Origin of the sequence: Streptomyces sp. NPDC002896 (assembly GCF_040295225.1) — a bacterium.
Taxonomy (GTDB): domain Bacteria; phylum Actinomycetota; class Actinomycetes; order Streptomycetales; family Streptomycetaceae; genus Streptomyces.
On sequence record NZ_JBEOVA010000003.1, the window covers coordinates 328,086 to 352,492 of the forward strand.

Here is a 24,407-nt window from a genome sequence, read left to right on the forward strand (position 1 = left end):
CGGACAGCGATATGACCGGAGCGGGTGGCACGCCGTCAGGCGGTGGCCGGGCTGGTGGCGCGCGAGCCTGGGCCGCCGGGCCGGACGCGGCACAGGCAGAGGCGGTACATGCAGAAGCGGCGCAGCCCGGCACAGCAGCCGACGCCGCCGCCCGGGCCGCCGAACTCTCCCGCGCTTTCGGCGCCCCGGACGACCCCGACAACCCCCTGGGCTCCGCCCGGCTGCTGGAAGCCGACGAGCGCGGCGTCCTCAGCGCGGACGGGGAGGCGCTGCTGGACGGATTCGGGCTGGGCGCCGAGTATGTCCCGGCCGAGCTGGGTGGGCGACTGACGCGCCTGGACGACCTGGTGCGCGTCGCCCGCGAGGTGTTCCGCCGGGACGTGGGACTGGGGCTCGGGCACGGCATCACCTCGTTCATGGCTGCGGTCAACGTGTGGACGGCGGGCTCCGCCGCACAGCGTCGGCGTCTGGCGGACATCCTGCTGGACGGGGGCAAGGTCTCGGTCGCGTACCACGAACTGGCACACGGGAACGACTTCCTGCGCAACGAGTTCGCGGCCCACCCGGCGCCCGGCGGCTATCGGCTCGACGGCGCCAAGCACGTCATCAACAACGCCGACCGGGCCCGCGCCTGGGTGCTGTTCGCGCGCACGGATCCCCGCCCGGGCAGCCGCAGCCACTCCGTCCTGCTGGCCGCCCCCGGCGACGTACCCGCCGACCACTGGCAGCCGCTGCCCCGCTATCGCACAGCGGGGGTGCGCGGCTGCCGCCTCACCGGCCTCGCCTTCCACGACTGCCCCCTGCCCGCGTCGGCGCTCGTCGGCGCGGAGGGGCGGGGCGGCGAGGTGGCACTGCGGTCGTTCCAGGTGACGCGCAGCGCGCTGCCCGGCATGGCGGTCGGCACGGTGGACCACTGCCTTCGTACGGTTCTGCGCTTCGCGCTGGAGCGGCGGCTGTACCGGCGCCAGGTGGTGGAACTGCCGCATGCGGCAGCCGTGCTGACCGGTGCGTTCGCCGATCTGCTGCTGTGCGACAGCATGTCGCTCGCGGCCGCACGCACCGTGCAGATCCTGCCCGAGCAGGCGAGTGTGACAGCGGCCGCCGTCAAGTACCTGGTGCCCCGGCTGCTCGCACAGAGTGTGCGCGAGCAGTCCGTGGTGCTGGGCGCCCGCTTCTACGTACGCGAGGGCGACCACGCCGTCTTCGGCAAGCATCTGCGGGACCTGCCGGTGCTCAGCCTCGGCCATGCCGGCCCGACGGCCTGCCTGGCCACGCTGGTGCCCCAGCTACGGCGGCTGTCGTCCGCGCATCAACTTCCGCCGCCTCAGGACCTCTTCACACCGGGGACGGACACCCTGCCGGATCTGGCGCTCGACCGGCTGACGCTCGCCGCGACGGGAGACCCGCTGAGTGGTGCGCTCACCGAGGCGGCGGCCCGTGCCAACGACATCCCCGATCCCCTCCTGGGCTCCCTGTTGCGCGATCTCGCCGCCGACCTCGAGGACGTACGCCGCCGGGGCCGCACCCTGCCGCCCGCCGACCGCACGCCACTGGCCTCCCCCGGCGCCTTCGCGCTCGCCGGGCGGTACGCGCACCTGCTGGCCGCGTCGGCGGCCGTCGGAGTGTGGCGGTCCGCGGTCGGCGGTTTCCTCGCCGACCCGGCGTGGCTGGTCGCCGCCCTGCACCGCACCGCACGCCGCCTGGGCCTGCGCACGACCGGCGTTCCGGAACCGTATGCGACCCGGCTGGGCACCGAACTGCTCGCCCGCTACGAGGAGTCGCGCCCCTTCGACCTGTACGGCCACGTGTAAGACCGCGAGAGAGACAGGAACCGACATGTCCGTGCCGACCGTCCCCACCGAACAGTCGCTGACCGCCTGGCTCACCGACCGCGTCGCCGAGTACCTGAGGCGTCCGGCGTCCGACATCGACCCGGGCGTGCCCCTCGCCGAGTACGGCCTGGACTCGGTGGCCGCTCTGAGCCTGTGCGGCGATGTCGAGGACCACTTCGGCCTGGCCGTCGATCCCACAGCCGCGTGGGACTTCCCCACCGTGCGGGCGCTGGCCGGGCATTTGCTCACCGAGCTGGCCGCGCAGCCGCCCATAACCGAGAACCAGGAGGGTGAGGCGTGAGTGCGGACGCGGTCGCCATCACGGGACTCGACTGCCGGTTCCCTGCCGCCCGGGACGCACACGGGTTCTGGGAGCTGCTGACGCGATCCGGGGACGGCATCGGTCCCGTACCGCCGCAGCGCTGGGACCCTCAGGTCTCGGGCGGCCCCGCCGAGGGGGGATTCCTCTCGGACGCGGACGCCTTCGACAACGGCTTCTTCACCGTCTCTCCGCGCGAGGCCGCCTCGATGGACCCGCAGCAGCGGCTGATGCTCCAGTCCGCGTGGCGGGCCGTCGAGGACGCGGGCACCGCGCCGCACCGCCTCGCCGGGTCGGCAACGGGCGTGTTCGTCGGGGTGATGGGCAGCGAATGGGCGCAGTTGACGATGACGGATCTGCCCGGTATCACCCCGCAGATCGGCTCGGGCAACGGATACTGCATGATCGCCAACCGGATCTCGTACCACCTCGATCTGAAGGGCCCGTGCCTGGCCGTCGACACGGCGTGCTCGTCGTCACTGGTCGCCGTGCATCTGGCCGCGAACGCGCTGCTGTCGGGCGAATGCGACCGGGCGATCGCGGGCGGCATCAACATCGCGCTGACGCCGGCGCTCGGCTTGTTCTACGAGCGGGCCGGTCTGGCCGCGCCGGACGGGCGCTGCAAGCCGTTCAGCGCGGGCGCCGACGGGATCGGGCGCGGCGAAGGCGTGGGCACGGTCGTGCTGCGGCGCCTCGCGGACGCGGTCGCGGAGGGTGAGCCGGTGTACGCGGTGATCCGGGGCACGGCGGTCAACCAGGACGGCCGCAGCAACGGCATCACGGCTCCCAGCCGCTGGTCTCAGCAGGAGGTGCTGGCGGCGGCGTACCGGAGGGCCGGTGTCGAGCCGTTCGATGTGGCCTTCACGGAGGGGCACGGCACCGGCACGGCACTGGGCGACATGATCGAGGTCAAGGCGCTGGGCCGACTGCACGCCGGCCGGGCCCGGCCCATGGCTCTCGGATCCGTCAAGGGCAACATCGGCCACACGGAGGGCGCGGCCGGCATCGCGGGCCTGATCAAGGTGGCGCTGTCCCTGCACCACCGGACAGTCCCGGTGAGCCGCTTCGCCGCCCGTGAGAACGCCCGGCTCCGCCTCGCCGAGCACGGCGTGAGACTCCTCAAAGCTCCGCTGCGACTACCTGCCGGGCAGCCGGTGCTCGCGGGCCTGAGCAGCTTCGGCATGGGTGGCACGAACGCCCATGCGGTGCTGGAGTCGGCACCCGCACGCCGGCCGTCGGACCGGCGCACTCCACGTCCGGCCGACGTCACGTCACGTCCGGCCGACGTCACGTCACGTCCGGCCGACGTCACGTCACGTCCGGCCGACGTCACTTCACATCCGGCCGACGTCACTTCACATCCGGCCGACGTCACTTCACATCCGGCCGATGTCACTTCACATCCGGTCGACGCCACGTCGGACCCCGGCTTCCCGGGGACCGGCCTCGGTGCCCCCGTCTTCGTCCTCACCGCGCCCGACGGGCCTGCTCTGCGCCGCAACCTGCTCGCGCAGGCCGAGGCGATCGGGCGGCGCCCGCTGCCCATAGGGCCGCTGTGCCGGGCCTCGCACCGAGTGAAGGACGGGCACGCACACCGCGGCGCGATCGTCGCCGCCGACAGCGCGGAACTGGCCGCGCGCCTTCGGGAGGAGGCGGCACGCCTTCCCCGGACAGCTCTGTCACCGGCAGATCTCTCGCCGACAGGTACGCCGCAAGTGGAGCTGCCGCAGACAGGTATGCCGCGGGTGGATCTCCGGACAGGTACGCCGCAGGTGGACCTGCCGCAGACGGTTCTCTCCGAGGCCGAGGCGGCCAAGGGCCCCGCGGCGCCCCGCTCCGGGGCCCCCGGCGAAGCGCGGGTCACCGCCTGGCTGTTCACCGGCCAGGGCTCCCAGTACCCGAAGATGGGCGCACGCCTGTACCGCGAGTCGTCGCTGTTCCGCCGCCACCTGGACGCCGCCGATGCGGCTCTGGCCCCCCACACCGGGGGCTCCGTGCGCGACCTACTGCTCGGCGGCGACGCGGCCGTCCACCGGACCGGCTGGGCCCAGCCGGCCCTGTTCGCCGTGGGCCACGCGCTGGGCGCCACGCTGACCGAAGTCGGTATACGTCCCGGGCTGCTGCTCGGCCACAGCGTGGGCGAGTACGCGGCCGCGGTGCTGGCGGGCGCGCTGTCCCTGGAGAATGCGGCACGCCTGGTCGCCGCACGCGGGGCGTTGATGGAACAACTCCCCGACGGTGGCGGCATGCTCGCCGTCCAGGCACCGGCGGCCCGCCTGCGGGAGCTGGTCGAGCGGGAACCCCTGGTCGGCTTCGCTGCGCTCAACGGCCCGGCGGCCACAGTGCTCTCGGGAGATCTGGGCGCCCTGGGACGCATCGCCGCGTCCCCCGCGCTCGACGGCATACGCACGCGCCGGCTGCCGGTGTCCCACGCCTTCCACTCGCCGCTCATGCAGCCCGTACTGGAACCGTTCCGGCGCATCGCCGAGGAGTGCGCCGGCCATGCACCCACCCTGCCGTTCTACTCGACGCTGCGTGGCAAGCGGCTGGAGTCCGAACCACTGGACGCCGCGTACTGGACGGAACACATCAGCGCCCCCGTGCTGTTCGCCGACGCCGCGGCCCAGCTGCTGGACGAGCGGCCCGGACAGCTGCTGGAGCTGGGCCCAGGCCCGGTCCTGACCGGGCTCGTCCGGCGCCTCGGCGACCGGCCGACCGGCGCCGAAGCCCTGCACCCGCTGCCGGGTGAACACGGGGGCGGGCGTGAGCTGGCAGAGGTGGTGGCCGCGCTCTACCGCTCGGGCGCCGAGGTCGACTGGGCGGCCGCCCACCCGGCAGACGACGCCCCCGCCGTGCGGCTCGCCCCGTACGCCTTCTCGACCGAGACGCGCTACTGGCGCAGCGGCGGCCCGCGGCCCTCGGCGGCGGATCCCCGGACCACCGCATCGGCCTCTGCCACACAGCCCGCCCGACGGGCTGCGCAGGACACGGAACCCGTCCCACCGGCAGTCCAGGATCGCGACGCGCCACCCCTCGTACCGGAGACGGGGCCTCTTGCTGCTTCTCGGCCCGCGGACCGCGCCGAGCCCGAAGCCACGGACGGGCCCGGCCTCGGTCCCGCCCCGGGCTCCGGCTCCGGCCCCGATCCCGACCCTGGGCAGGATGCGGTGTCGTCCGCCGTCCTGGAAGCCGTCGCCCATGTCGGAGGCTTCGCGGCCGGCGACCTGTCCGAGCGGTCCCGGTTCCACGAGGATCTCGGCCTCGATTCGGTGGCGCTGATCGAGCTCAAGGCCCGCCTGGAGGAGCGACTCCCGGCCCTGGCCCATGTCCCGGTGCAGGACCTGCTCCCGCGCCTGACGTCCGTCGGCGAACTCATCAGTTATCTGCGGCAGGAGACAGCCCTGTGAACGTCCCCGTGAGCGCACCCGTCCATATCACCGCCGCGGGATCCGCGCTGCCCGGCGAACCGGTCGACAACGCGACGCTGTCCCACGCCCTCGGAGTCAACGCGGAGTGGATCGACGTCTTCATCGGCACCCGCACCCGCCACTTCGCCCGTGATCTGACGACCGGCGAAGTGCGCTGGTCCCTGGCCGACCTGTGCGCCCGGGCCGCGGCGGACGCGCTGGAGGCCGGCGGGACCGATCCGGCCGAGGTGGAGTTCCTGGTGCTCGGCACCGCCACCCCCGACCATCTGATGCCGGCCACCGTGAACCAGGTCGCCGACCGGCTCGGCCTCGACCATCTGCCCACGTACCAGCTGCAGTCGGGCTGTGCGGGCGCCGTACAGGCGCTGTCGGTGGCTCGGCATCTGATCGGCAGTGGCGAGTTCACCACCGGCCTCGCGATCGGCGGCGACGTGTGCACCAAGCACCTGGATCTGCGCCGCAACCTCGCCGAGGCGGCGCCCGGCGACCTCGTCAACTGCGTGCTGTTCGGAGACGGTGCGGGCGCCGCCGTCCTCAGCTCGCAGCCACGCGAGGAGGCCGTGGCGCTGCGCAGCGTCCTCAACCGATGCACGGGGCTGGGCCGCGAACCGGGCCAGATCATCGACTGGTTCGGGCTCGCCGATCGCCACGAATCGCGCCAGGCCCTCACCGAGGACTACAAGGCCATCGAGGAATCAGTCCCGGTGATGGCCGTGGAGATCCTGTGGGAGCTGCTCGACGACCTGCGCTGGTCGCCGGACGACCTGGACTTTCTGCTGCCGCCGCAGCTGTCGGGACGTATGACACAGCTGATCACCGAGCAGCTGGGGGTGCCCGGCGCCCGCGAGATCTCCTGCGTGGCGGACACCGGCAACAACGGCAACGCTCTGCCGTTCCTGCAGGTCGAGCAGTTGCTCAAGGAGATCACGAGCGGGCAGAAGGCGCTCGCCGTCGCGGTCGAGTCCAGTAAGTGGATCAAAGCCGGTTTCGCACTGGAGAGGCTCTGACATGCTCCAAGACACCTTCCCCCTCGCCGAGTTCGCGCGACTGGTCAGGGACGAGACCGGCCTGCCGCTCCCGGACGGCACGACCCACCTCGACACGGACTTCGACGATCTCCCGGAGTGGGACTCGCTGTACCTCCTGAAGCTGGTGACCGCGCTGGAGCAGGCACTCGGCCGCACGGTGCCCGTCGGCCGGGTGCTGGAGGCACGCAGCCTGCGGCAGATCTACGACCTGGTGGTGAGCCCGTGACCGGCACACGCATCGACACCAACACCGGCACCGGCACACAGCCCGTACGCGACCGTCGTCACACCCTGTACTTCCTGGAGTACGCGGCCAGGCAGCGGCCCGTCCACCTGGACACCGAGATCGACATGAGCGCCATCCATGCTCATCGGGACTCCGTCGGTGGTGACCGTGCCCGCCGCTACTCCACGGTGACGTACGTCCTGCACGCCGCGGGCCGCGTACTGCACCGGCACCCGGAAGCGAATGCCGTCCTGGCGCGAGGATGGCCGCGCCTGCTGCGGCGGCCCCGGATCGTGCGGTTTCCCTCGGTCACCGGCAAGCTGGCGCTGGACGCGACAGGGCCGCACGGACAGCGGATCGTGCTGTCGGCCCTCGTACCGGAGCTGGAGACGGCGTCGCTGGACGACATCCAGGATCAGGTGGACCGCTACCGCACCCGAAGCGATCGCGGGGCCGACCCGCGCACCCGCAGCGTCGGCGATGCGAACACCCGAGGCGACGCCCGCGTGACGGACGGCGTCAGTGAGGCCGGAGGAGCGGCCCCCATCCCCGACGGCTCGACCCCGCCCTCCGTCGCCGGACTCCCCGAGTTCCGGGGTGTCCGTATGCTCACCCGGCTCCCCGTCTGGCTGGGCCGCCTCGCGTTCGCCGCCGCGCTGCGCGACGCCCGGCGCCGGCCCGCAGTGCTCGGCACGGTGTCCGTCAGTTCGCTCGGCCACCGGCCCGTCGACGGGTTCCACTCCGTCGGCGGCACCGCCGTCACGCTCACCTGCGGACGCACCGTGCCGCGCCCCGTCGTGCGCGAGGACGGCCGGATCGAGGCGGCCCCGCTGATGCGGCTCGGCCTGACCTTCGACCATCGCGTCCTGGACGGCGCGGCGGCGGCAGACGTGCTCGGCGACCTCAAGTACGCGCTGGAGCAGGGTTGTTGGAACGACGAGACGGATCGGCCGGACGACGAGGCGGGACAGGCGGACCATCAGGATGGCAACGCACATGACGACGCCACCACAACCGGCGCAGGCGCGGACGCAACCGGCGCGGAGCTGTGGCGCACCCCTGCGGATCGGCGGGCCGTCCGGCCCGTGGCAGCTGATCAGGGATGAGCTCGCGGCACACGGCGCCGTACTGGTGCACTCCCGGGTGCCGGACTGGCCGTGCGGGGCCCCCGGCGGCCCCGGCACGCTGCCGGATCTGCTGGGCGAGGACGCGGCGCGGTACGACGCGCTCGTCCACCCTGCCGCGCGGGCCAGGTTCGCCGCGTCACGCGCGCTCCTCAAGTACACGGTCGCTGCCGCCCTCGGCCCCGCCGTACCGCCGCACAGCGTCGAACTCGGCTACCGGCGCGGCGGCCGCCCCTTCGTGCGGGGGCCGGGCGGACGCTACACGGTCAGCCTCAGTCACACCGAGAACGAACTGCTGGTCGGGATCTGCGAACGGAGCGCTGACGCGCAGGTGATCGGCGTCGACGTGGAGCGCGCCGACCGCGAGTTGTACGGCGCGGGGCTGGCCCGCCTGATGTGTACACCCGGCGAGCTGGCACGGCTCGAGCGCACGGCGCCCGCGTCCCGCAATCCGCTGCTGGTGCGCTGGTGGACGCGCAAGGAGGCGTACAGCAAGGCGATCGGGCAGGGGCTGGGACTGCGCTTCACCGGGTTCGACGCGGACGCGCCCGCGCACACCGGCTGGCTCTGCCGCACGTTCACGCTCACGGGCAACCCGGGAGCCCCCACGTACACCGCCGCCGTGGCCATCGGCTTCGATCAGGAAGGCACACGATGACACAGCACCACCCCACCCGTCTGAACGACCGGGACCACCCCGCTCGTCCCGGCCCTCCGGATCAGCCGCGCCACCTGGACCACCTGGCCGAGCTGAAGGAGTACGCCCGGCTGCACGCACGCAACCAGGGCCTGAGTGCCCGGGACACCGCGCGCGTCCTGAGCCGGATCGGCAGCGACACGCCGGACGCAGACGACTCCTGGGCGCGGGTCTGGGAGCTGCGCGGGGACCGACTGGCCGGACGCGGCAAGCTCCTGGACGCCTGCCGCCACTACACGCTGGCCCGCTTCCCGTATCCGGCGGACGCCCCTCGGCAGCGTGCTCAGGAGGCTGCTGTTGCCGTGTTCGACCGCTGGCGCCGGGGACACGGCGGCATCGACCGGCTCGAACTCGCGCACCCCGAGGGTGCGTTCCGTTGCTGGGCCGCCGGGCTCGACCGGGATCGCCCGTTGCTGGTGGTGATGGGCGGCATCGTCAGCGTCAAGGAGCAGTGGGCACCGCTGCTGCCCCGGCTCGCCCGCCTCGGCCACGCCGTCGTGGTCACCGAACTGCCCGGCGTCGGCGAGAACACGCAGCGCTACACGGCCGAGTCCTGGCGGCTGATCCCCTGGCTCCTCGACGAGCTGTCCGGCCGGGCCCGCACAGATGCGGCCTCCCTGCTGTGTCTGAGCTTCAGCGGGCACATGGCGCTGCGTGCCGCCGCCGAGGATCCGCGGATACGCCGGGTGCTGACGGTCGGCGCGCCCGTCGCCGACTTCTTCACGGACCCCCGGTGGTGGGAAGGCCTGCCAGGCATCACCACGGACACGCTGCGCCGCCTGACAGGAAGCGCCGACGACTCCGAACTCCGAGCAGTGCTCAAGGACTTCGCCCTCTCCCCCGACCAGCTGCGCGCGATCCGGGCCGGCGTGCGCTGTGTGGCGAGCGCCCGCGACGAGATCATCCCGCCGGGCGACCCCGAACTGCTGCGCAGCGCCGTACCGGACGTCCGCGTCAAGCTGATCGACGATGTGCACGGCTCGCCAGGGCATCCGGGGACGGTGCGGCGCTGGCTCGCCTGGAATCTGCGCGGTAATCCCCTCGGGGGCGCCCGGGGCGGGGCCGGGCGGCGGGCGGCTGCCCGCTGAGTATGCGGGCGTGGACGCGGGCGATGGCCGGGCCCGGCACGACTCCGAGTTCGTCGTGGAGCGAACGGCGTACGGTGCGGTAGGCACGCAGCGCGTCCGCGGTCCGCCCTGCACGGCGCAGCGCCTCCATGAGGTGACCGTGCAGTTGCTCGCGCAGCGGGTGCGCGCGTGCCAGCTCCATCAGTTCACCGGTGACCTCCTGGTGCCGGCCGAGCCGCAGATCGGCCTCGATGCGCAGCTCCAGTGCTTCGAGGCGCAGTTCGTCGAGGCGTACGGCAGTCGCCGCCAGTACCTCGCCGTGTTCGACCCCGGACAGCGCGGGTCCCGTCCACAGGTCGAGGGCCTGGCTCAGCAGCACGGATGCGGAGGGGAAGTCGCCCTGTGCGCAGGCCGCTCGGCCCTGCCCGTGCAGCTCGTCGAAGCGGTGCATGTCGAGTTCACCGGCGGCCACCTGCAGCAGGTAGCCGGGCGACCGGGTCACCAGCGGCGCCGCCTGCCCGGCGCTCCCTTCGGCGAGCGCCTTGCGCAGATGCGATACGTACACCTGCAGGGTGGTCGGCGCGGTGCGAGGCGGCCCGTCGGGCCACAGTTCGTCGTAGAGCGTGGACGCGGGCACGACTGTCCCCGCGCGGACGAGCAAGGTGGCCAGCACAGCGCGCTGTTTGGATGCCGAGGGCGTACGGGGTGCGAGGCGGACGGGACCGAGCAGACGGAAGCGCATGACGGCGGCAACTCCTCTCACTCACCTGTGGCCCGTAAGAGTGCCGCAGCACGTGGGTGCGCGACGGGAGGACCGCTGCGGCAGCACGGGACAGCGCCTGGAGCGGCAGGGAACTGTCCCTGACTTCGCACTGGAGCCCCGCTGGAGCCGGTGCGCGGAGGAGCGGCCCGAGCAAGAACGGGTCCCCGACCGCCGGCGTTGAACGCCGCCGCTCGCTCTCCACGCCCGGGCCTTGCTCGCGCCGACGGCACATGCGACGGCGCCGACACGTACGACAACTCCGAGAGGGTCGAAGCCAGGGACCGGGCGTCACCCCACCGACGAGTACGCCACGACACCCCGCAGCAACGCGTCCACCGCCTTGCGCGCGTTCTTCGGCACCGTCGACCCCTCGACCGGTGCTGCGGCCGAGATCTGGCCCAGTACGTCGATGACCTGCTTGCACCAGCGCACGAAGTCGCCGGCCGGCATCTCCGCTTCGCTCAGCACCTCGTCGAGGCCCTTGCCGGAGGCCCACATGTACGCGGCCCAGGCGAAGCCGAGGTCGGGCTCGCGCTGGCCGACACCTTCGGTCTGGTTGATCCGGAAGTCCTCCTCCAGGGCGTCGAGCCGACCCCAGATGCGGACCATCTCGCCGAGCGCCGCCTTGGCCTTCCCTGACGGCAGCTTGGGAGCGAGCGCGTCGTCACTGACCCGCGCCTCATACACCAACGCCGAGACACATGCGGCCAGTTCTGCCGGGTCCAGTCCCTCCCACACGCCTTCGCGCAGGCATTCGCTCGCCAGCAGGTCCAGCTCGCCGTAGAGCCGTGCGAGGCGCTTGCCGTGCTCGGTGACCTCGTCGCCGCGCAGGTAGTCGAGCTCGGTGAGCAGGGCGACGATGCGGTCGAAGGTCCGCGCGATGGTGTTCGTACGGCCTTCTATCCGCCGCTCGAGCTGCTTGGTGTCCCGCAGCAGCCGGTGGTAGCGCTCGGCCCAGCGGGCGTGGTCCTCGCGCTCGTCGCAGCCGTGGCACGGGTGCGCGCGGAGCTCGGTGCGCAGACGGGCTATTTCCCGGTCGTCCGCGGCCGCCGACCGCTTCTTGCGGTGGCGGTCCGGCACGATGTGCCCGGCCTTCGTGCGGAGCGCCGACGCGAGGTCGCGGCGGGACTGGGGGCTGCGCGGGTTGAACGACTTGGGGATGCGCATCCGCTCCAGCGCCTCGACGGGCACCGGGAAATCAATCGTCGCGAGCCGCTTGACCTGCCGCTCGGCGGTGAGCACGAGCGGGCGCGGCCCGTCGTGGTGCTCGAAGCCGCGGTGGCCGTTGGTCCGCCCGGCGGGCAGGCCGGGGTCCAGGACGAGCGCAAGGCCGGCGAACTTGCCGGTCGGGACGTGGATGACGTCACCGGGCTTGAGCTTCTCCAGCGCGACCGCCGCCTCGGCCCGGCGCTGCGAGGCGCCTTGCTTGGCCAGCTCGGTCTCGCGGTCCTTCAGCTCGCGGCGCAGGCGCGCGTACTCCTCGAAGTCGCCGAGGTGGCAGGTCATCGAGGCCTTGTAGCCCTCCAGGCCCTCCTCGTTGCGCTGCACCTGGCGTGAGATGCCCACGACCGACTTGTCGGCCTGGAACTGCGCGAACGACGTCTCGAGGAGTTCGCGCGAGGTGTGCCGGCCGAACTGCTCGACCAGGTTGACCGCCATGTTGTACGACGGCTTGAAGCTGGACCGCAGCGGATACGTGCGCGTGCCGGCGAGGCCCGCGACCTGCTCGGGGTTCATGCCGCGCTGCCAGAGCACCACGGCGTGGCCCTCGACGTCGATGCCGCGGCGTCCCGCACGGCCCGTCAACTGCGTGTACTCACCGGGCGTGATGTCGGCGTGCTGCTCGCCGTTCCACTTGACGAGCTTCTCCAACACCACCGACCTGGCAGGCATGTTGATGCCCAGGGCGAGTGTCTCCGTGGCGAACACGGCCTTCACAAGGCCGCGTACGAACAGCTCCTCGACGACCTCCTTGAAGGTGGGCAGCATGCCCGCGTGGTGCGCCGCGATGCCGCGCTCGAGGCCCTCCAGCCACTCGTAGTAGCCCAGGACGTGCAGGTCCTCGCCGGGGATGGAGGCGGTGCGCTCCTCGACGATCTCGCGGACCTTGGCCCGCGCCTCCTCGTCGTTGAGTCGCAGCCCCGCGTACAGGCACTGCTGGACGGCCGCCTCGCACGCGGCGCGGCTGAAGATGAACGTGATGGCGGGCAGCAGCCCTTCGGCGTCGAGCCGCTCGATGACCTCGGGCCGGCCCGGTGTCCAGATCCGCGACCTCTGCCGCCGCTCCCGCTCACGGTCGGCCTCGCGCATGTTGTTCCGCCCGCGGCGCCGGTCACGTCCGAAGGACTGGCGGCTGTCCTCCATGCGCGCCATACGCGTCAGATCGGGGTTGACGGCCTTCTTGTGGCCCTCGCCCTCCTCGAAGAGGTCGTACATCCGGCGCCCGGCCAGGACGTGCTGGAACAGCGGCACGGGACGGTGCTCGGAGACGATCACCTCGGTGTCGCCGCGCACGGTGTCGAGCCAGTCGCCGAACTCCTCCGCGTTCGACACGGTGGCCGACAGTGACACCAGCGTCACCGACTCGGGGAGGTGGATGATCACTTCCTCCCAGACGGCGCCGCGGAATCGGTCCGAGAGGTAGTGCACCTCGTCCATCACGACATAGCCGAGGCCGCGGAGCGACTGCGAGCCCGAGTACAGCATGTTGCGCAGCACCTCGGTGGTCATGACCACGATCGGTGCGTCGGAGTTGATGCTGTTGTCGCCGGTCAGCAGGCCGACCTTGCCGGGGCCGTAGCGCTTGGTCAGGTCGGTGTACTTCTGGTTGGAGAGCGCCTTGATGGGCGTCGTGTAGAAGCACTTCTTGCCCTGCTGGAGCGCGAGGTGCACGGCGAACTCGCCGACGACTGTCTTGCCGGAGCCGGTCGGCGCGGCTACCAGCACACCCTTGCCCGCCTCGAGCGCCTGGCAGGCCTCTATCTGGTAGGGATCGAGGCCGAAGTCGTACATCTCGCGGAAGGAGGCGAGCGCGGTGGCCTGCTCGGCAGCGCGCTTACGTGCTGCCGCGTACCGCTCGGCCGGTGAGAGGTCCTCTGTCATCGTGCTTTCGAGACTACCGGGACGCACTGACAACCGACGATCATTAACCGTATCGTCACGTAACCGCTGGTCAGCGCGGGGAGCTTCATGGTCCGACGGTTAGCCCACGGACCGTCATGGTCCGAGGACGCGGGCGGCCCCCGCCACGCACTCGGCGGCAAGCGGCAGCGGTCCCAGCGGCTCCCCGTCCGCGTACCCCGTGACACCCTCCGCCACCAGCTCGACCCGGGCGGCCCGGTGCACGGTGACCTTGGGATGCTCGAGGTGCGTGCCCTTGTACACACGCGGAAAGACCCGCAGCAGCGTCCTGCGGCTGCAGTCCCCCACCACCGTGACGTCGAAGAGCCCGTCGGTCAGGTCGGCCCCGGCGCAGATCTTCATGCCCCCGCCGTACGAGGACCCGTTCCCGACGGCGACGAGGGTCGCCTCGACCTCGTGGACGGCCCCGCCGTCCAGCGTGATCTTGTACGGGACGGGCCGGAAGGCGGCGAGTTCGGCGACCATCGCGAGGTCGTACTTGAAGCGCCCGGCCGGCAGCCGCATCCGGTTGCCCCGGTCGTTCACCCGCGAGTCGAAGCCGGAGGCTAGCACGGTGCCGAACCAGGTCCCGTCGACCCGCCCCAGGTCGATGTCGCGCACCCGGTTCTCCTTGAGTGCCTCCGCGACGACCCGGCCCGCGGCCGCGGGGTCGCGCACGGGCAGCCCCAGGGCCCGCGCGAAGTCGTTGCCGGTGCCCACGGCGACAATCCCGAGTGGTGTCCGCGTCCCGGCAACGGCCTGCAGGGCGAGGTTCGCCATGCCGTCGCCGCCGACGGCTATCAGCGCGCCGGTGCCGTCGTCGACGGCTTCCCGGGCCCTGTGCAGCCCGTCGGCGGCGTCCGCGCCGAGGATCGTACGCACGGAGAAGCCGGCCGTACGCAAAGCCGAAGCGGCCGGCTGCGCTGCATGAGCGCCCCGGCCGCGTCCCGCGGTGGGATTGACGAAGAGGGTGATCTCGCTGGTCACCGGGGGACCCTACAGCGAGCCACCCTCCTCACGTCAGGTGACGTCGTCGAACCCGTTGATCCGCTCCCGGTCCGAGCTGGCCTGCTCGGGCAGGGCAGGGGTGGCGGAGACGGCTTCGATCTCGCCGACGTCCTCGGGGGTGAGATCCAGATCGGAGGCCTCGTCGTCGTCAGGGCCCTCGGCCGCGATCTTCGCCCGGCGCCGGTCGTTCAGCAGCGAGAAGGCAGTCGCCACGAAGTACAGCACCCAGATCGGTCCGGCGAGCGCCAGCATCGTCAGCGGGTCGGTGCTCGGCGTGGCGACGGCCGCGAAGACCGTGATGCCCATGATCATGCCGCGCCACCAGCCGAGCATGCGCTTGCCGCTGATCGCCCCGGTGAGGTTGAGCATCACCAGCAGCAGCGGCAGCTCGAAGGAGAGCCCGAAGACGACCACCATGCGCGTGATCAGATCGAGCAGGTCGTCGAGCGGCAGCTGGTTGTCGAGATCCGCGGGCGAGAACTCGATCAACACGGTCGCCATGGTGGGCAGCGTCTTGTACGCGAAGAATGCACCGCCGAGGAAGAGCGGGGCGCCGGTGGCCACGAACCACACGGCGTACTTCTTCTCGTGCCGGTGCAGGCCCGGGGCCACGAAGCCCCACAGCTGGTACAGCCAGATCGGAGAGGCCAGCACCAAGCCGGACATGAGCGACACCTTGAGCGCGAGCGTGAACGGTGTCAGCAGACCGTTCAGCACGATGCGGGCGCAATTGCCGCTCTCCTGCTGGGCCAGCTCCGAGAAGGTGGAATCGCACCCGATCGCTTGCAGGATCGGGTTCGTGAAGAACTCGATGATGTCCTTGTAGAAGAAGGCAGCGGCGATCGTGACGACGACGATGGCCAGCATCGCCTTCGCGAGCCGGTTGCGGAGCTCACGCAGGTGTTCCGCGAGGGGCATCCGCCCCTCGGGATCCTTCTCCTCTTGGCGGGCAGACTTGAGCAACCCACGTCCTCATCTCGTGCGGCAGGCCGACCATCGTCGGCCCTGTGTCAGCGCTTGGTCGAGTCCGTCGGCTCGGTGACCGGCCGGGAGCTGGTCACATCGCCGGGCGCGGCCTGGATGGTGCGCTGAGCCGGGGGCTGCTCGTCGTTCGGCGGGTCGGCCGGGGCCGTCTGCTGCCCTTCCGACTTCATCGCCTTGGCCTCGCTCTTGAGGATGCGCGCGGACTTGCCGAGGGAGCGAGCCATGTCCGGAAGCTTCTTCGCGCCGAACAGCAGGATGATGACGACGAGGATGAGAATGATCTCGGGTGCGCCGAGCCTTCCGAACATATGCGTTTACCTTCTCACCGAGGCGGCAGGGGCGGGGTTGCTGCCCGACTGGTCGGACAGCTGTCCGACCACCGTGCTGGCAGCGATCGTAACGCTCAGGGGTGAACGCGGGGCAATCCCTGTGCGTACTCCCGGTCTGCGGCCCACGCCTCGTTCTCCGGGCCGCGATTCAGCAGCGTACCTGTCGAACCTGGGAAGTAGACAGGGAGAAGCTGTCCGAGAAGCTTTCGAAAAGTCAAAGAACATCCCTGGTCGTGCGCGCGGCACCGACCGCCGCGCGCTCCAGGTCCTCGGCGGCGCGATGGATACGACGTGCGGAATCGGTGACCTGGCGCCCCAGCCGCTGGGCCTCGATGAAGACCCGGACGGCCAGTACTCCGAGGACAGCAAGCCCACAGAAACCCACAGCAATCGCCAGCATCGGCCAGAACATGTCGGTCAGCCTAGACGGTCGAGTGGAGGCGCAACGTCCGCACTCCACCGCCGGTGAGGAGTTCCACAATGCGTTCACCCGCGGGCTTGCGCACCGCAGCTCCGCATTCTGGGCAGGTGAACGAGTAGAAGGTGGTGCGGCGGCTGGCACCGATGGCGAGCCGCAGCGCACCGGCGGCGAGCTCGAAGCGGGCGCGACAGTCGGGGCATGCGGCCCGGAAGACCACAGGAGCCTGACCGGGCGCCGCGGCTATGGCCGACGCCCCCTGCATTTCGGACGTCGCCGAACTGCTCACAGCGCATGCTCCTGCCTGTCGTAGGGCCGGTCTGCGGAGGCCGTCGGGTGCCCGGCCGATGCAGCCGCCCGGGCGTCCGGGCCTCCGGCCGAGGCATCGGCCGCCCCTCCATCCCGCCCGCCCGGCAGCTGCCCACCCGGCGTGTCGGCGCGCCCAGCGCGCGGCACGCGCGGCGCTTCGGTCCGTCCACCGGTGGGCTCGCCGGCAGGCGGACGCGGCTGGTGCGGGCCCGGGCCTGTGCCGACCGGCTCGTCATAGGCCGCGAGCGCCTCGCGTGCCGCCCGCTGGGCGCTCTCCGCGAGGTCCTGCGGGGACACGATCCGGCCATCCCGCCCGAGCCGCAGCGCGAGCCGGCGCAGGCTGGCGGGGTCGGGCGTGCGCAGTGTGATGCGCAGGCCGCCCTCGGGCAGCTCCTCGGCGCTGTCGTGCGGGTAGTACTCGGCGACCCAGCGGCCGCCCGGCCCGACCTCGACGACCACCTCGGGATCCTCGGCAGCGGGCTGCACCAAGCCCTCGGAGAGGTCGCGCAGCTCGACCTCGGGTGGCGCGGACGGCTCGTCGAGGATCCGGATCTCCGCGACCCGGTCGAGCCGGAAGGTCCGCCGGGCCTCGGAGCGGCGGCACCACGCCTCCACGTACGTGTGCCCGACGCTCACCAGCCGGATGGGGTCGATCTCCCGCTCGGTGAGTTCGTCGCGGGAGGGCGAGTAGTAGCGGATCCACAGCCGTCGCCGCTCGGAGATCGCCCGGTCGACGTCCGCGAAGACACCGCCCTCGGACTCGAAGGTGACCGAGAGCCGGGAGCTGGCGCCGGCCGCCTCGCCCGCCGCGGCCTCCAGCTTCGCGGTGGCGCGCAGCAGCGCCTGCCGGTCGCTCTCGCGTAGCCCCGGCAGCGTCGCGACGGCACGCGCGGCGACCAGCAGCGCGGTGGCCTCGTCGGCGGCGATCCGCAGCGGCTCGGCAGCTTCTGCGGCGAGGGCGCCTGGGTTGCGCCACCAGATCCGCTCGCCGTCGGTGTCGATGTCGAGCAGGTCGCCGCCGCGGAAGCTCGTCCCGCACAGCGGCAGCACGTCGAGGTCGGAGATCAGCTCGTCCTCGGTGATCCCGAAGGCGCGGGCGACGTCGGCGACGCGCGCGCCGGGGCGCTCGCGGAGATACGTCACCAGGGAGAGCATCCGCCGGGTCTGGTCGATGGCGTTGGCTGCCATTTCGGTTACGTCCCTCTCAGCCCTTGGCCACGGCGCGCAGCCGGTCCACGACGTCCGCCCGCAGCTCGGCGGGCTCTAGGACCACCACGTCGGGCCCGAACTCCACCAGCCAGGCGTCCAGGCCGTGCCCGTACGGAATCTCCAACTCGTCCCAGCCGTCGCCGAGTTCCCGTACGGAGACGGCCTTGGCGCGCAGCGGGTAGCCCGCGCCCGCCCGCAGTCTGATCAGGGCGCTGCGGTCGGCGGTCTCGCCTGCCCAGCTCGCGACGGTCTCGCGGACGGTGACGACGTCGGGCACGGCGGCGGTGAACTTCCCGGGGCGGTTGCGCACCTTCCCGGTGATCCGGGAGAGGCGGAAGACGCGCTCGGCGCCGCGCTCGCGGTCCCAGCCGGCCAGGTACCAGTGGCCGCGCCAGCACTCCAGCGCCCAGGGCTCGACCTGGCGCAGCTCGGGGCGGGCAGCGGTTGCCTTGCGGTACTCGAAGGCGACGGGGCGGCGGTCGCGGCAGGCGAGCATCAGCGGTTCGAAGGCCGCCTCGTGGACGGGGATGTGCGGCTCCAGCGCGCCATGGGCCTCGTACGGGTCGACGTTCTCGGGGAGGCCCGCGGCGCGCAGCTTCTGCAGGGCGCCGCTGGCGGCTCCGGCGAGCCGCGCCTGCTGCCAGACCTTGGCGGCGAGGCCGAGGGCGGCGGCTTCCTCGGCGTCGAGCGTGATAGGCGGCAGCCGGTTGCTGTCGCGGCGGGCCAGGTAGCCCACCTCGCCGTCGAGGTTCTCCACGGTCTCGATGACCAGGCCGAGCTCACGCAGATCGTCCTTGTCCCGCTCGAACATGCGGTTGAAGGAGTCGTCGGAGCCGGCTTCCAGGTAGGCCTCGATGGAGCCGCGCAGCTCGCGCTTGCTGAGCGGCCGCCGCGTCCCGAGCAGACACAGCGCCAGATTCATCAGCCGCTCGGCCTTGGAGATGGCCATCGACGCCCTTCCCTATGATGCTTCGATCGTCGACCGTACCGCTCCGCGGTGTCGCGGCAAAAGCCGAGGGCCCATGCCAGAAGGCATGGGCCCCACTCCTGACCGGTTGTGATCAGGGCTGCTGACCGGATGTGATCAGCACTCCCGACTCACCGGATGTGATCAGTCAGGTGTTCCGACCAGTCGGCCAGGGCGTCGACTCAGACCCCGACCAGGTCGCAGACGAAGATCAGGGTCTCGCCCGGCTTGATGCGGCCGCCGCCGGCGCCGCGGTCGCCGTAGGCGAGGTGCGCCGGGATGGTCAGCTGGCGGCGCCCGCCGACCTTCATGCCCTGCACGCCCCGGTCCCATCCGGCGATGACCTGGCCGACGCCCAGCTGGAACTGCAGCGGCGTGCCGCGGTTCCAGGACGCGTCGAACTCCTCACCGGTGGAGAAGGCCACGCCCACGTAGTGGACCGAGACGGTGTCGCCCGCCTTGGCCTCCGGGCCGTCGCCCTCCCAGATGTCCTTGATCTCGAGGTCCGCCGGCGGCTCGCCGCCCGGGAAGTCGATCTCGGGCTTCTCGATGCTCACGTCTATTGCTCCTGCTTGGTACGGATGGGCAACGCGGACAGTCTTACATCTTCGCCAGGATGTCGACGGAGAAGACCAGCGTGGAGTCCTTCTTGATGTCGCTGCCGCTCGGCGGGTTGTCGCCGTAGCCCAGGGCCGGCGGGACGACGACGAGGACACGGCTGCCGACCTTCTTGCCGGTCAGCCCCTGCGACCAGCCCTTGACGACCTGCTGCAGCGAGAATGAGGCGAGCTGGCCGCGCGAGTACGTGGAGTCGAACTCCTTCCCACCGTCCCACAGCACACCCTTGTACTGCACCAGGAGACTGTCGGTGGCCTTCACCTCCTCGCCGTCGCCCTCGATCACGTAGTTCGACACAAGGTCCTTCGGAGCGTCCTTCTTGGGGACGTCGATGGACGGGGCGTTGCCGTCGGTGTTCGTGCCGACCTTCGGCAGGTCGATGTTGTCCTGCGCGACGACCTTGCCCTTCGCGGAGCTCTTGGGGCCGAACGCGTTCACGATGTCGACGACGAAGACGAGGGTGTCCGTCCCCTTGATGCCTGCCTGCGCGTTGCCCTCCGAGCCATAGCCCATGGACGGCGGAATGGCCAGCTCCACGCGGCTGCCGACCTTCTTGCCGACCAGCGCCTGGTCCCATCCGGGAATGACCTGGCCGACCCCGATCGGGAACGCCGAGGGCGCACCGCGGTCGTAGGAGTTGTCGAAGACCTTGGCCGTGCTCCAGATCTGGCCGAGGTAGTTGGCCTGCAGATAGTCGCCCTTGGCAACCTCCGCGCCCGTGCCCTCGATCAGGACCTTCACCGCGAGGTCCTTCGACGGCTCACCCGAGCCCTTGGCGACGGTCGGCTTCTGGCCGAACTCCGTACCCGCCGTGACCGCGGGCACCGGCCCGGACACGATCTTCGCGGTGGGCTCCGCCGAGGCGGAAGGAGACGGGCTGGACTCGGCCTTGTCGGCCTTCTTGTCGTCACCACAGCCGGCAAGCGTGAGTAGGCCGGCGGGAACGGCAAGGAGCAGGGAACGTCGGCGCACGGTGGGGGCCTCGTATCGGTCGATCTTGTAGTTGACGTGCGCGCAACTCTACGGGCAGACGAGGGCGCCGTACGAGGAACGTACGGCGCCCCGCGTTGCGTACTGCTGTTCCCGGTCACATACCGGCGATCAGCTTCTCCACCCTGTCGTCGACCGAACGGAACGGGTCCTTGCACAGCACGGTGCGCTGCGCCTGGTCGTTGAGCTTGAGGTGCACCCAGTCCACCGTGAAGTCCCGGCGCTGCTCCTGGGCGCGGCGGATGAAGTCGCCGCGCAGCCGGGCACGAGTGGTCTGCGGGGGCACCGACTTGCCCTCGAAGATCTTCAAGTCGTTGCAGATACGGGCGGCTTGTCCCTTCTTCTCGAGCAGGTAGTACAGGCCCCGGCGGCGGTGGATGTCGTGATACGCGAGGTCTATCTGCGCGACCCGCGGATGCGACATCGTCATGTTGTGCTTGGCCCGGTACCGCTCGATGAGCTTGTACTTCATCACCCAGTCGATCTCGGTGCCGATCCGGTCGAGGTCCTCCTGCTCGATCGCGTCCAGCGTGCGGCCCCACAGCTCCAGGACCTGCGCGACCGTGCCCGTGCGGATGCCGCGGCGCTCGCAGAAGTCCAGGGCCTTCTCGTAGTACTCCCGCTGCACCTCGAGCGCGGAGGCCTCCCGGCCGCTGGCCAGCCGCACCTTGCGGCGGCCCGTGATGTCGTGGCTGACCTCGCGGATCGCCCGGATGGGGTTCTCCAGCGTGAGGTCCCGCATGACCGTGCCCGCCTCGATCATGCGCAGCACCAGGTCGGTGGCGCCGACCTTCAGCAGCATCGTCGTCTCGGACATGTTCGAGTCGCCGACGATGACGTGCAGCCTGCGGTAGCGCTCGGCGTCCGCGTGCGGCTCGTCGCGGGTGTTGATGATGGGCCGGGAGCGGGTCGTGGCGGAGCTGACGCCCTCCCAGATGTGCTCGGCACGCTGACTCACGCAGTACACGGCGCCGCGCGGCGTCTGCAGCACCTTGCCCGCACCACACAGCAGCTGCCTGGTGACCAGGAACGGAATGAGGATGTCCGCGAGCCGGGAGAACTCCCCGTGCCGTGCCACCAGATAGTTCTCATGGCAGCCGTAGGAGTTGCCCGCCGAGTCGGTGTTGTTCTTGAAGAGATAGACGTCGCCCGCGATTCCCTCCTCGTGCAGGCGGCGTTCGGCGTCCACGAGCAGGCCTTCCAGAATGCGCTCGCCTGCCTTGTCGTGCGTGACAAGTTCGGTCACATTGTCACATTCCGGAGTTGCATATTCCGGATGTGATCCGACGTCGAGATAGAGGCGGGCGCCGTTGCGCAGAAACACATTGCTGCTGCGGCCCCATGACACGACACGGCGGAAGAGGTACCGCGCCACCTCGTCGGGAGACAGGCGGCGCTGTCCCCTGAACGTACACGTGACGCCGTACTCGTTCTCCAGCCCGAAAATGCGGCGGTCCATGAGTGAACATTACGCCTGATGCCCAGCAGTGAAACCGGGTTCGACAGCACCGTTTCGATCATTTTCCGAAGTGCCCGCCAACTTCCTGGTGCCGCCGGGAGCTGCGAGGACGCGCCCACCGGCCAGCAGAACAAGCAGCGCGGCGCCCGCCACGGCCCCCGGAACCGCGAACCCCCACACCGCTCCGCCCCACTCGACGACCGGCCCCGCGGCGGCAGTTCCCACCGACGCACCGACCGTGAACGTGGTCACCAGCCACGAGAACGCCTCTGTCACCGTGCCGCTCGGCGCATGCCGGTCCACGATGATGAACGCACACGCGATGCACGGCGCGAGGAACACACCCGCAAGGGCCGTCAGCGCCGTCATCGCGACGGGACCGGGCATCATTATCAGCGGCAGATAAAACAGCGCGAGCAGCGCCACCAGGCCGCGCAGCCGCCTCTCGGGCGCCCCACTCCACTGCCGCGCACCGTACACGGCACCACCGGCCAGGGCACCCAGCCCGATCGCCGCCATCAGCCAGCCGTACACCGCATCGCCCCCGTGCCCATCGGCGTACGACACCGCGGCCACCGTGATGGAGCCGAGCGCCATACCCACGAAGAGAAGCGAGGCCAGCAGGACCAGAAGCCCCGGCGAGCGCAGTGCGCCCAGCCAGTGCGCCTCCCGAGGCGCCGAACGCCACGTGCGCGACGGCTCGGACACCACCACGGACAGCGCGCCGAACAGCCCGACGGCATTGACGATCAGCAGCGCGGCCTGCGCGGACCACAGCGACACGCACACCGTGACGAGCAGAGGCCCGACCGTGAACATGACCTCCTGGGCCACGGCATCCATCGCGTACGCCGTGTGCAGCTGGTCCTCACGCCGCAGGATCCTCGGCCACAAGGCCCGCAGGCCGCCCTCCAGGGGCGGCGCGAACAGGCCGGCGACGATCATCGAGGCATGGGCGAGCCAGAGCCGGTCGGTGCCGGCGAACGAGAAGACCGCCGCCCCCAGAGCGGACACGACCGCCGCGGGCAGCTGCACACGCGGCTGCCCGTACAGGTCCACGAGCCGCCCGAGCACCGGCTGCCCGACGGCGTTCGCCACCCCGTACACCGCCGCCAGCGCCCCGGCGAGGCTGTAGGAACCGCCCTCCGCCCGCACGAACAGCACGATCGCGATCGCCGCTGTGGCATTCGGCAGACGGCCCACCAGGGTGCCCACGAGCAGCCGCGCCGCGTGTCTCGTCCGGAGAATCTCCGCATATCCCGCGGCCATGCCCAGCCCCACCCTCTCCCCCGCACCAGGGCGCCCGCCGCCCGTTCGAGGTGATCGAAGTTTTACGTATAACGTCGTCCGTCATACGTACCATGAGCCCAGTTCGCCGGTCTACTTCATTGCGCCGGATTCCGCCGGGCCGGCAAGGGGCGAAGGCACACGGCACAGCACGGAAGGAGTCCCCCGTGGCGCGGACCACGAGCAAGGACGTGGCCCGGGCGGCCGGAGTATCCCAGGCCGCCGTCTCCCTCGTCCTCGGCGACAAATGGCGCGGCCGCGTATCCGAACCCACCGCCCAACGCGTCCGCGACGCCGCCCGGCAACTCGGCTACCGGCCCAACCTCGCCGCCCGCAACCTCCGCCTCGGCCGCACCCGAACCGCACTCCTCGTCGTACCGGCCCTCACCAACGAGTTCTTCGCCCGCGCCTACACCGGCGCCGCCCGCATCGCCGCCGAACACGGCTTCGGCGTCGTCCTCTACCCCTCGCCCGAGGGCATCGGCCCCGCCCGCGACCCCTTCGACTCCGCGGCAGCCGCCCTCGACGGCGTCATCGCCTCCTCCATGGCCGCCGACGCCCTCGCCGCCATCCGCGGCGACGAACTCCCCCTCGTCATGCTCGACAGCAACCCCGACGACAGCCCGGGCGCCGCCACCGTCAACCTCGACCTCGCCGACGGCATGCGCCAGATCACCGACCACCTCCTCGCCCTCGGCCATCGGCGCTTCCTGCACATCGCCTCGGCCATCAGCTCCTGGACCTTCGAGGTACGCGCCCAAGCCCTCACCGCCGCACTCAGGGACGTACCCGGCGCCGATCTGCGCACCGTGACCACCGAGCTGAGCATCGACGCCTCACGGGCGGCCACCGAAGCCGCGCTCACCGCCCCGGGCCCTCGGCCCACCGCCCTCATCTGCGACGACGACTTCCTCGCCGTCGGCGCCTGCAAAGCCGCACGACGACTCGGCCTACGAGTCCCGGAAGACCTCTCCGTGACCGGCTTCGACGATCTGACTCTCGCCACCGCCGTCGACCCGGAACTCACCACCGTGCGGCTACCCGCGGAACACGTGGGTGAGCGAGGCATGACCGCGCTCCTCGCCGTACTCGACGGCCGGCCCGTAAGCGCCGCCGACCTGCCGGTCCAGCTGGTCATGCGCGACTCGACAGCGCCACCACCTGCACAGCCGTGACCCAGGACTGCGCCCCGCACACGACCGCGCCCCCGGCCGAAAGGCAACGG

Annotated in this window: 21 protein-coding genes and 1 pseudogene; 9 read left to right on the forward strand and 13 right to left on the reverse strand. The window is 71.3% G+C overall.

The window, feature by feature from the left end; translation table 11 throughout:
- Window positions 1–11 precede the first annotated feature (11 nt).
- Genes ABT009_RS06145 through ABT009_RS06180 form a run of 8 tightly spaced genes read left to right on the forward strand, consistent with a single transcriptional unit; the run spans window position 12 to window position 9,742 of the window.
- On the forward strand, window positions 12–1,811 hold the full coding sequence (locus ABT009_RS06145) for an acyl-CoA dehydrogenase family protein (RefSeq protein ID WP_351290053.1): 1,800 nt from the start codon (window positions 12–14) through the stop codon (window positions 1,809–1,811).
- Between the two features lie 25 nt (window positions 1,812–1,836).
- Window positions 1,837–2,133, forward strand: coding sequence for an acyl carrier protein (locus tag ABT009_RS06150; protein WP_351290055.1), 297 nt, complete (start codon window positions 1,837–1,839; stop codon window positions 2,131–2,133).
- A complete protein-coding gene (locus ABT009_RS06155; protein ID WP_351290057.1) occupies window positions 2,130–5,558 on the forward strand; it encodes a type I polyketide synthase in 3,429 nt (1,142 codons plus the stop codon). The genes ABT009_RS06150 and ABT009_RS06155 overlap by 4 nt, the downstream gene beginning before the upstream one ends.
- Window positions 5,555–6,586, forward strand: a complete 1,032-nt coding sequence (locus tag ABT009_RS06160) for a 3-oxoacyl-ACP synthase III family protein (protein ID WP_351290059.1) — start codon at window positions 5,555–5,557, stop codon at window positions 6,584–6,586. Before ABT009_RS06155 ends, ABT009_RS06160 begins: the two co-directional genes overlap by 4 nt.
- A 1-nt stretch (window position 6,587) precedes the next feature.
- Window positions 6,588–6,833 carry an acyl carrier protein gene (locus ABT009_RS06165; RefSeq protein ID WP_351290061.1) on the forward strand — a complete coding sequence of 82 codons (246 nt, stop codon included), beginning with the start codon at window positions 6,588–6,590 and terminating at the stop codon, window positions 6,831–6,833.
- Entirely contained in the window at window positions 6,830–7,939 is a 1,110-nt protein-coding gene (locus ABT009_RS06170; RefSeq protein ID WP_351290063.1) for a 2-oxo acid dehydrogenase subunit E2, read from the forward strand. The genes ABT009_RS06165 and ABT009_RS06170 overlap by 4 nt, the downstream gene beginning before the upstream one ends.
- A 37-nt stretch (window positions 7,940–7,976) precedes the next feature.
- Entirely contained in the window at window positions 7,977–8,615 is a 639-nt protein-coding gene (locus tag ABT009_RS06175) for a 4'-phosphopantetheinyl transferase family protein (RefSeq protein ID WP_351290065.1), read from the forward strand.
- Window positions 8,612–9,742: an alpha/beta hydrolase gene (locus tag ABT009_RS06180; protein WP_351290067.1), complete on the forward strand. Its 1,131-nt coding sequence runs from the start codon at window positions 8,612–8,614 to the stop codon at window positions 9,740–9,742. The genes ABT009_RS06175 and ABT009_RS06180 overlap by 4 nt, the downstream gene beginning before the upstream one ends.
- Window positions 9,743–9,752: 10 nt before the next feature.
- Here the strand turns inward: ABT009_RS06180 and ABT009_RS06185 are convergent.
- From ABT009_RS06185 to ABT009_RS06245, 13 genes and pseudogenes are all read right to left on the reverse strand, one after another.
- Window positions 9,753–10,463, reverse strand: a pseudogene (locus ABT009_RS06185) (AfsR/SARP family transcriptional regulator); the annotation flags it as partial.
- 309 nt (window positions 10,464–10,772) lie between these two features.
- The gene (locus ABT009_RS06190) at window positions 10,773–13,586 is read right to left on the reverse strand and encodes a DEAD/DEAH box helicase (protein ID WP_351290068.1); all 2,814 of its coding nucleotides are present in this window, start codon (window positions 13,584–13,586) and stop codon (window positions 10,773–10,775) included.
- A 114-nt stretch (window positions 13,587–13,700) separates the two neighbouring features.
- Entirely contained in the window at window positions 13,701–14,591 is an 891-nt protein-coding gene (locus ABT009_RS06195; protein WP_351290070.1) for a diacylglycerol kinase, read from the reverse strand.
- 33 nt (window positions 14,592–14,624) lie between these two features.
- The gene (gene tatC / locus ABT009_RS06200) at window positions 14,625–15,575 is read right to left on the reverse strand and encodes a twin-arginine translocase subunit TatC (protein ID WP_351290072.1); all 951 of its coding nucleotides are present in this window, start codon (window positions 15,573–15,575) and stop codon (window positions 14,625–14,627) included.
- 47 nt (window positions 15,576–15,622) lie between these two features.
- Window positions 15,623–15,904: a Sec-independent protein translocase subunit TatA gene (tatA, locus tag ABT009_RS06205; protein WP_351290074.1), complete on the reverse strand. Its 282-nt coding sequence runs from the start codon at window positions 15,902–15,904 to the stop codon at window positions 15,623–15,625.
- Between the two features lie 235 nt (window positions 15,905–16,139).
- A complete protein-coding gene (locus ABT009_RS06210; RefSeq protein WP_351290076.1) occupies window positions 16,140–16,337 on the reverse strand; it encodes a hypothetical protein in 198 nt (65 codons plus the stop codon).
- Window positions 16,338–16,347: 10 nt separating this feature from the next.
- On the reverse strand, window positions 16,348–16,608 hold the full coding sequence (locus tag ABT009_RS06215; RefSeq protein ID WP_351290450.1) for a CpXC domain-containing protein: 261 nt from the start codon (window positions 16,606–16,608) through the stop codon (window positions 16,348–16,350).
- Between the two features lie 20 nt (window positions 16,609–16,628).
- Window positions 16,629–17,840, reverse strand: coding sequence for a helix-turn-helix transcriptional regulator (locus ABT009_RS06220; protein ID WP_351290078.1), 1,212 nt, complete (start codon window positions 17,838–17,840; stop codon window positions 16,629–16,631).
- Between the two features lie 16 nt (window positions 17,841–17,856).
- Window positions 17,857–18,810 carry a helix-turn-helix transcriptional regulator gene (locus ABT009_RS06225; RefSeq protein ID WP_351290080.1) on the reverse strand — a complete coding sequence of 318 codons (954 nt, stop codon included), beginning with the start codon at window positions 18,808–18,810 and terminating at the stop codon, window positions 17,857–17,859.
- A 200-nt stretch (window positions 18,811–19,010) separates the two neighbouring features.
- A complete protein-coding gene (locus ABT009_RS06230; RefSeq protein ID WP_351290082.1) occupies window positions 19,011–19,385 on the reverse strand; it encodes an FKBP-type peptidyl-prolyl cis-trans isomerase in 375 nt (124 codons plus the stop codon).
- 43 nt (window positions 19,386–19,428) lie between these two features.
- Entirely contained in the window at window positions 19,429–20,418 is a 990-nt protein-coding gene (locus tag ABT009_RS06235; RefSeq protein ID WP_351290083.1) for an FKBP-type peptidyl-prolyl cis-trans isomerase, read from the reverse strand.
- A gap of 115 nt (window positions 20,419–20,533) precedes the next feature.
- Complete coding sequence (pafA, locus tag ABT009_RS06240; protein ID WP_351290085.1) at window positions 20,534–21,895, reverse strand: Pup--protein ligase; 1,362 nt, start codon at window positions 21,893–21,895, stop codon at window positions 20,534–20,536.
- Window positions 21,896–21,904: 9 nt separating this feature from the next.
- Window positions 21,905–23,164 (reverse strand): MFS transporter, encoded by a 1,260-nt coding sequence (locus tag ABT009_RS06245; protein WP_351290087.1) that lies wholly within the window; start codon window positions 23,162–23,164, stop codon window positions 21,905–21,907.
- Window positions 23,165–23,256: 92 nt separating this feature from the next.
- Between ABT009_RS06245 and ABT009_RS06250 the strand changes: the two genes are divergently transcribed.
- A complete protein-coding gene (locus tag ABT009_RS06250; protein WP_502989823.1) occupies window positions 23,257–24,357 on the forward strand; it encodes a LacI family DNA-binding transcriptional regulator in 1,101 nt (366 codons plus the stop codon).
- The last annotated feature ends 50 nt before the right edge of the window (window positions 24,358–24,407 follow it).

Excerpts from the sequence above, each read along its gene's own strand:
- ABT009_RS06145 (WP_351290053.1), top strand. The coding sequence starts at position 12 with ATGACCGGAGCGGGTGGCACGCCGTCAGGCGGTGGCCGGGCTGGTGGC.
- ABT009_RS06150 (WP_351290055.1), top strand. The coding sequence starts at position 1,837 with ATGTCCGTGCCGACCGTCCCCACCGAACAGTCGCTGACCGCCTGGCTC.
- ABT009_RS06165 (WP_351290061.1), top strand. The coding sequence starts at position 6,588 with ATGCTCCAAGACACCTTCCCCCTCGCCGAGTTCGCGCGACTGGTCAGG.
- ABT009_RS06180 (WP_351290067.1), top strand. The coding sequence starts at position 8,612 with ATGACACAGCACCACCCCACCCGTCTGAACGACCGGGACCACCCCGCT.
- ABT009_RS06190 (WP_351290068.1), bottom strand. The coding sequence starts at position 13,586 with ATGACAGAGGACCTCTCACCGGCCGAGCGGTACGCGGCAGCACGTAAG.
- tatA (WP_351290074.1), bottom strand. The coding sequence starts at position 15,904 with ATGTTCGGAAGGCTCGGCGCACCCGAGATCATTCTCATCCTCGTCGTC.
- ABT009_RS06210 (WP_351290076.1), bottom strand. The coding sequence starts at position 16,337 with ATGTTCTGGCCGATGCTGGCGATTGCTGTGGGTTTCTGTGGGCTTGCT.
- ABT009_RS06215 (WP_351290450.1), bottom strand. The coding sequence starts at position 16,608 with ATGCAGGGGGCGTCGGCCATAGCCGCGGCGCCCGGTCAGGCTCCTGTG.
- ABT009_RS06220 (WP_351290078.1), bottom strand. The coding sequence starts at position 17,840 with ATGGCAGCCAACGCCATCGACCAGACCCGGCGGATGCTCTCCCTGGTG.
- ABT009_RS06225 (WP_351290080.1), bottom strand. The coding sequence starts at position 18,810 with ATGGCCATCTCCAAGGCCGAGCGGCTGATGAATCTGGCGCTGTGTCTG.
- pafA (WP_351290085.1), bottom strand. The coding sequence starts at position 21,895 with ATGGACCGCCGCATTTTCGGGCTGGAGAACGAGTACGGCGTCACGTGT.
- ABT009_RS06245 (WP_351290087.1), bottom strand. The coding sequence starts at position 23,164 with ATGGCCGCGGGATATGCGGAGATTCTCCGGACGAGACACGCGGCGCGG.
- ABT009_RS06250 (WP_502989823.1), top strand. The coding sequence starts at position 23,257 with ATGAGCCCAGTTCGCCGGTCTACTTCATTGCGCCGGATTCCGCCGGGC.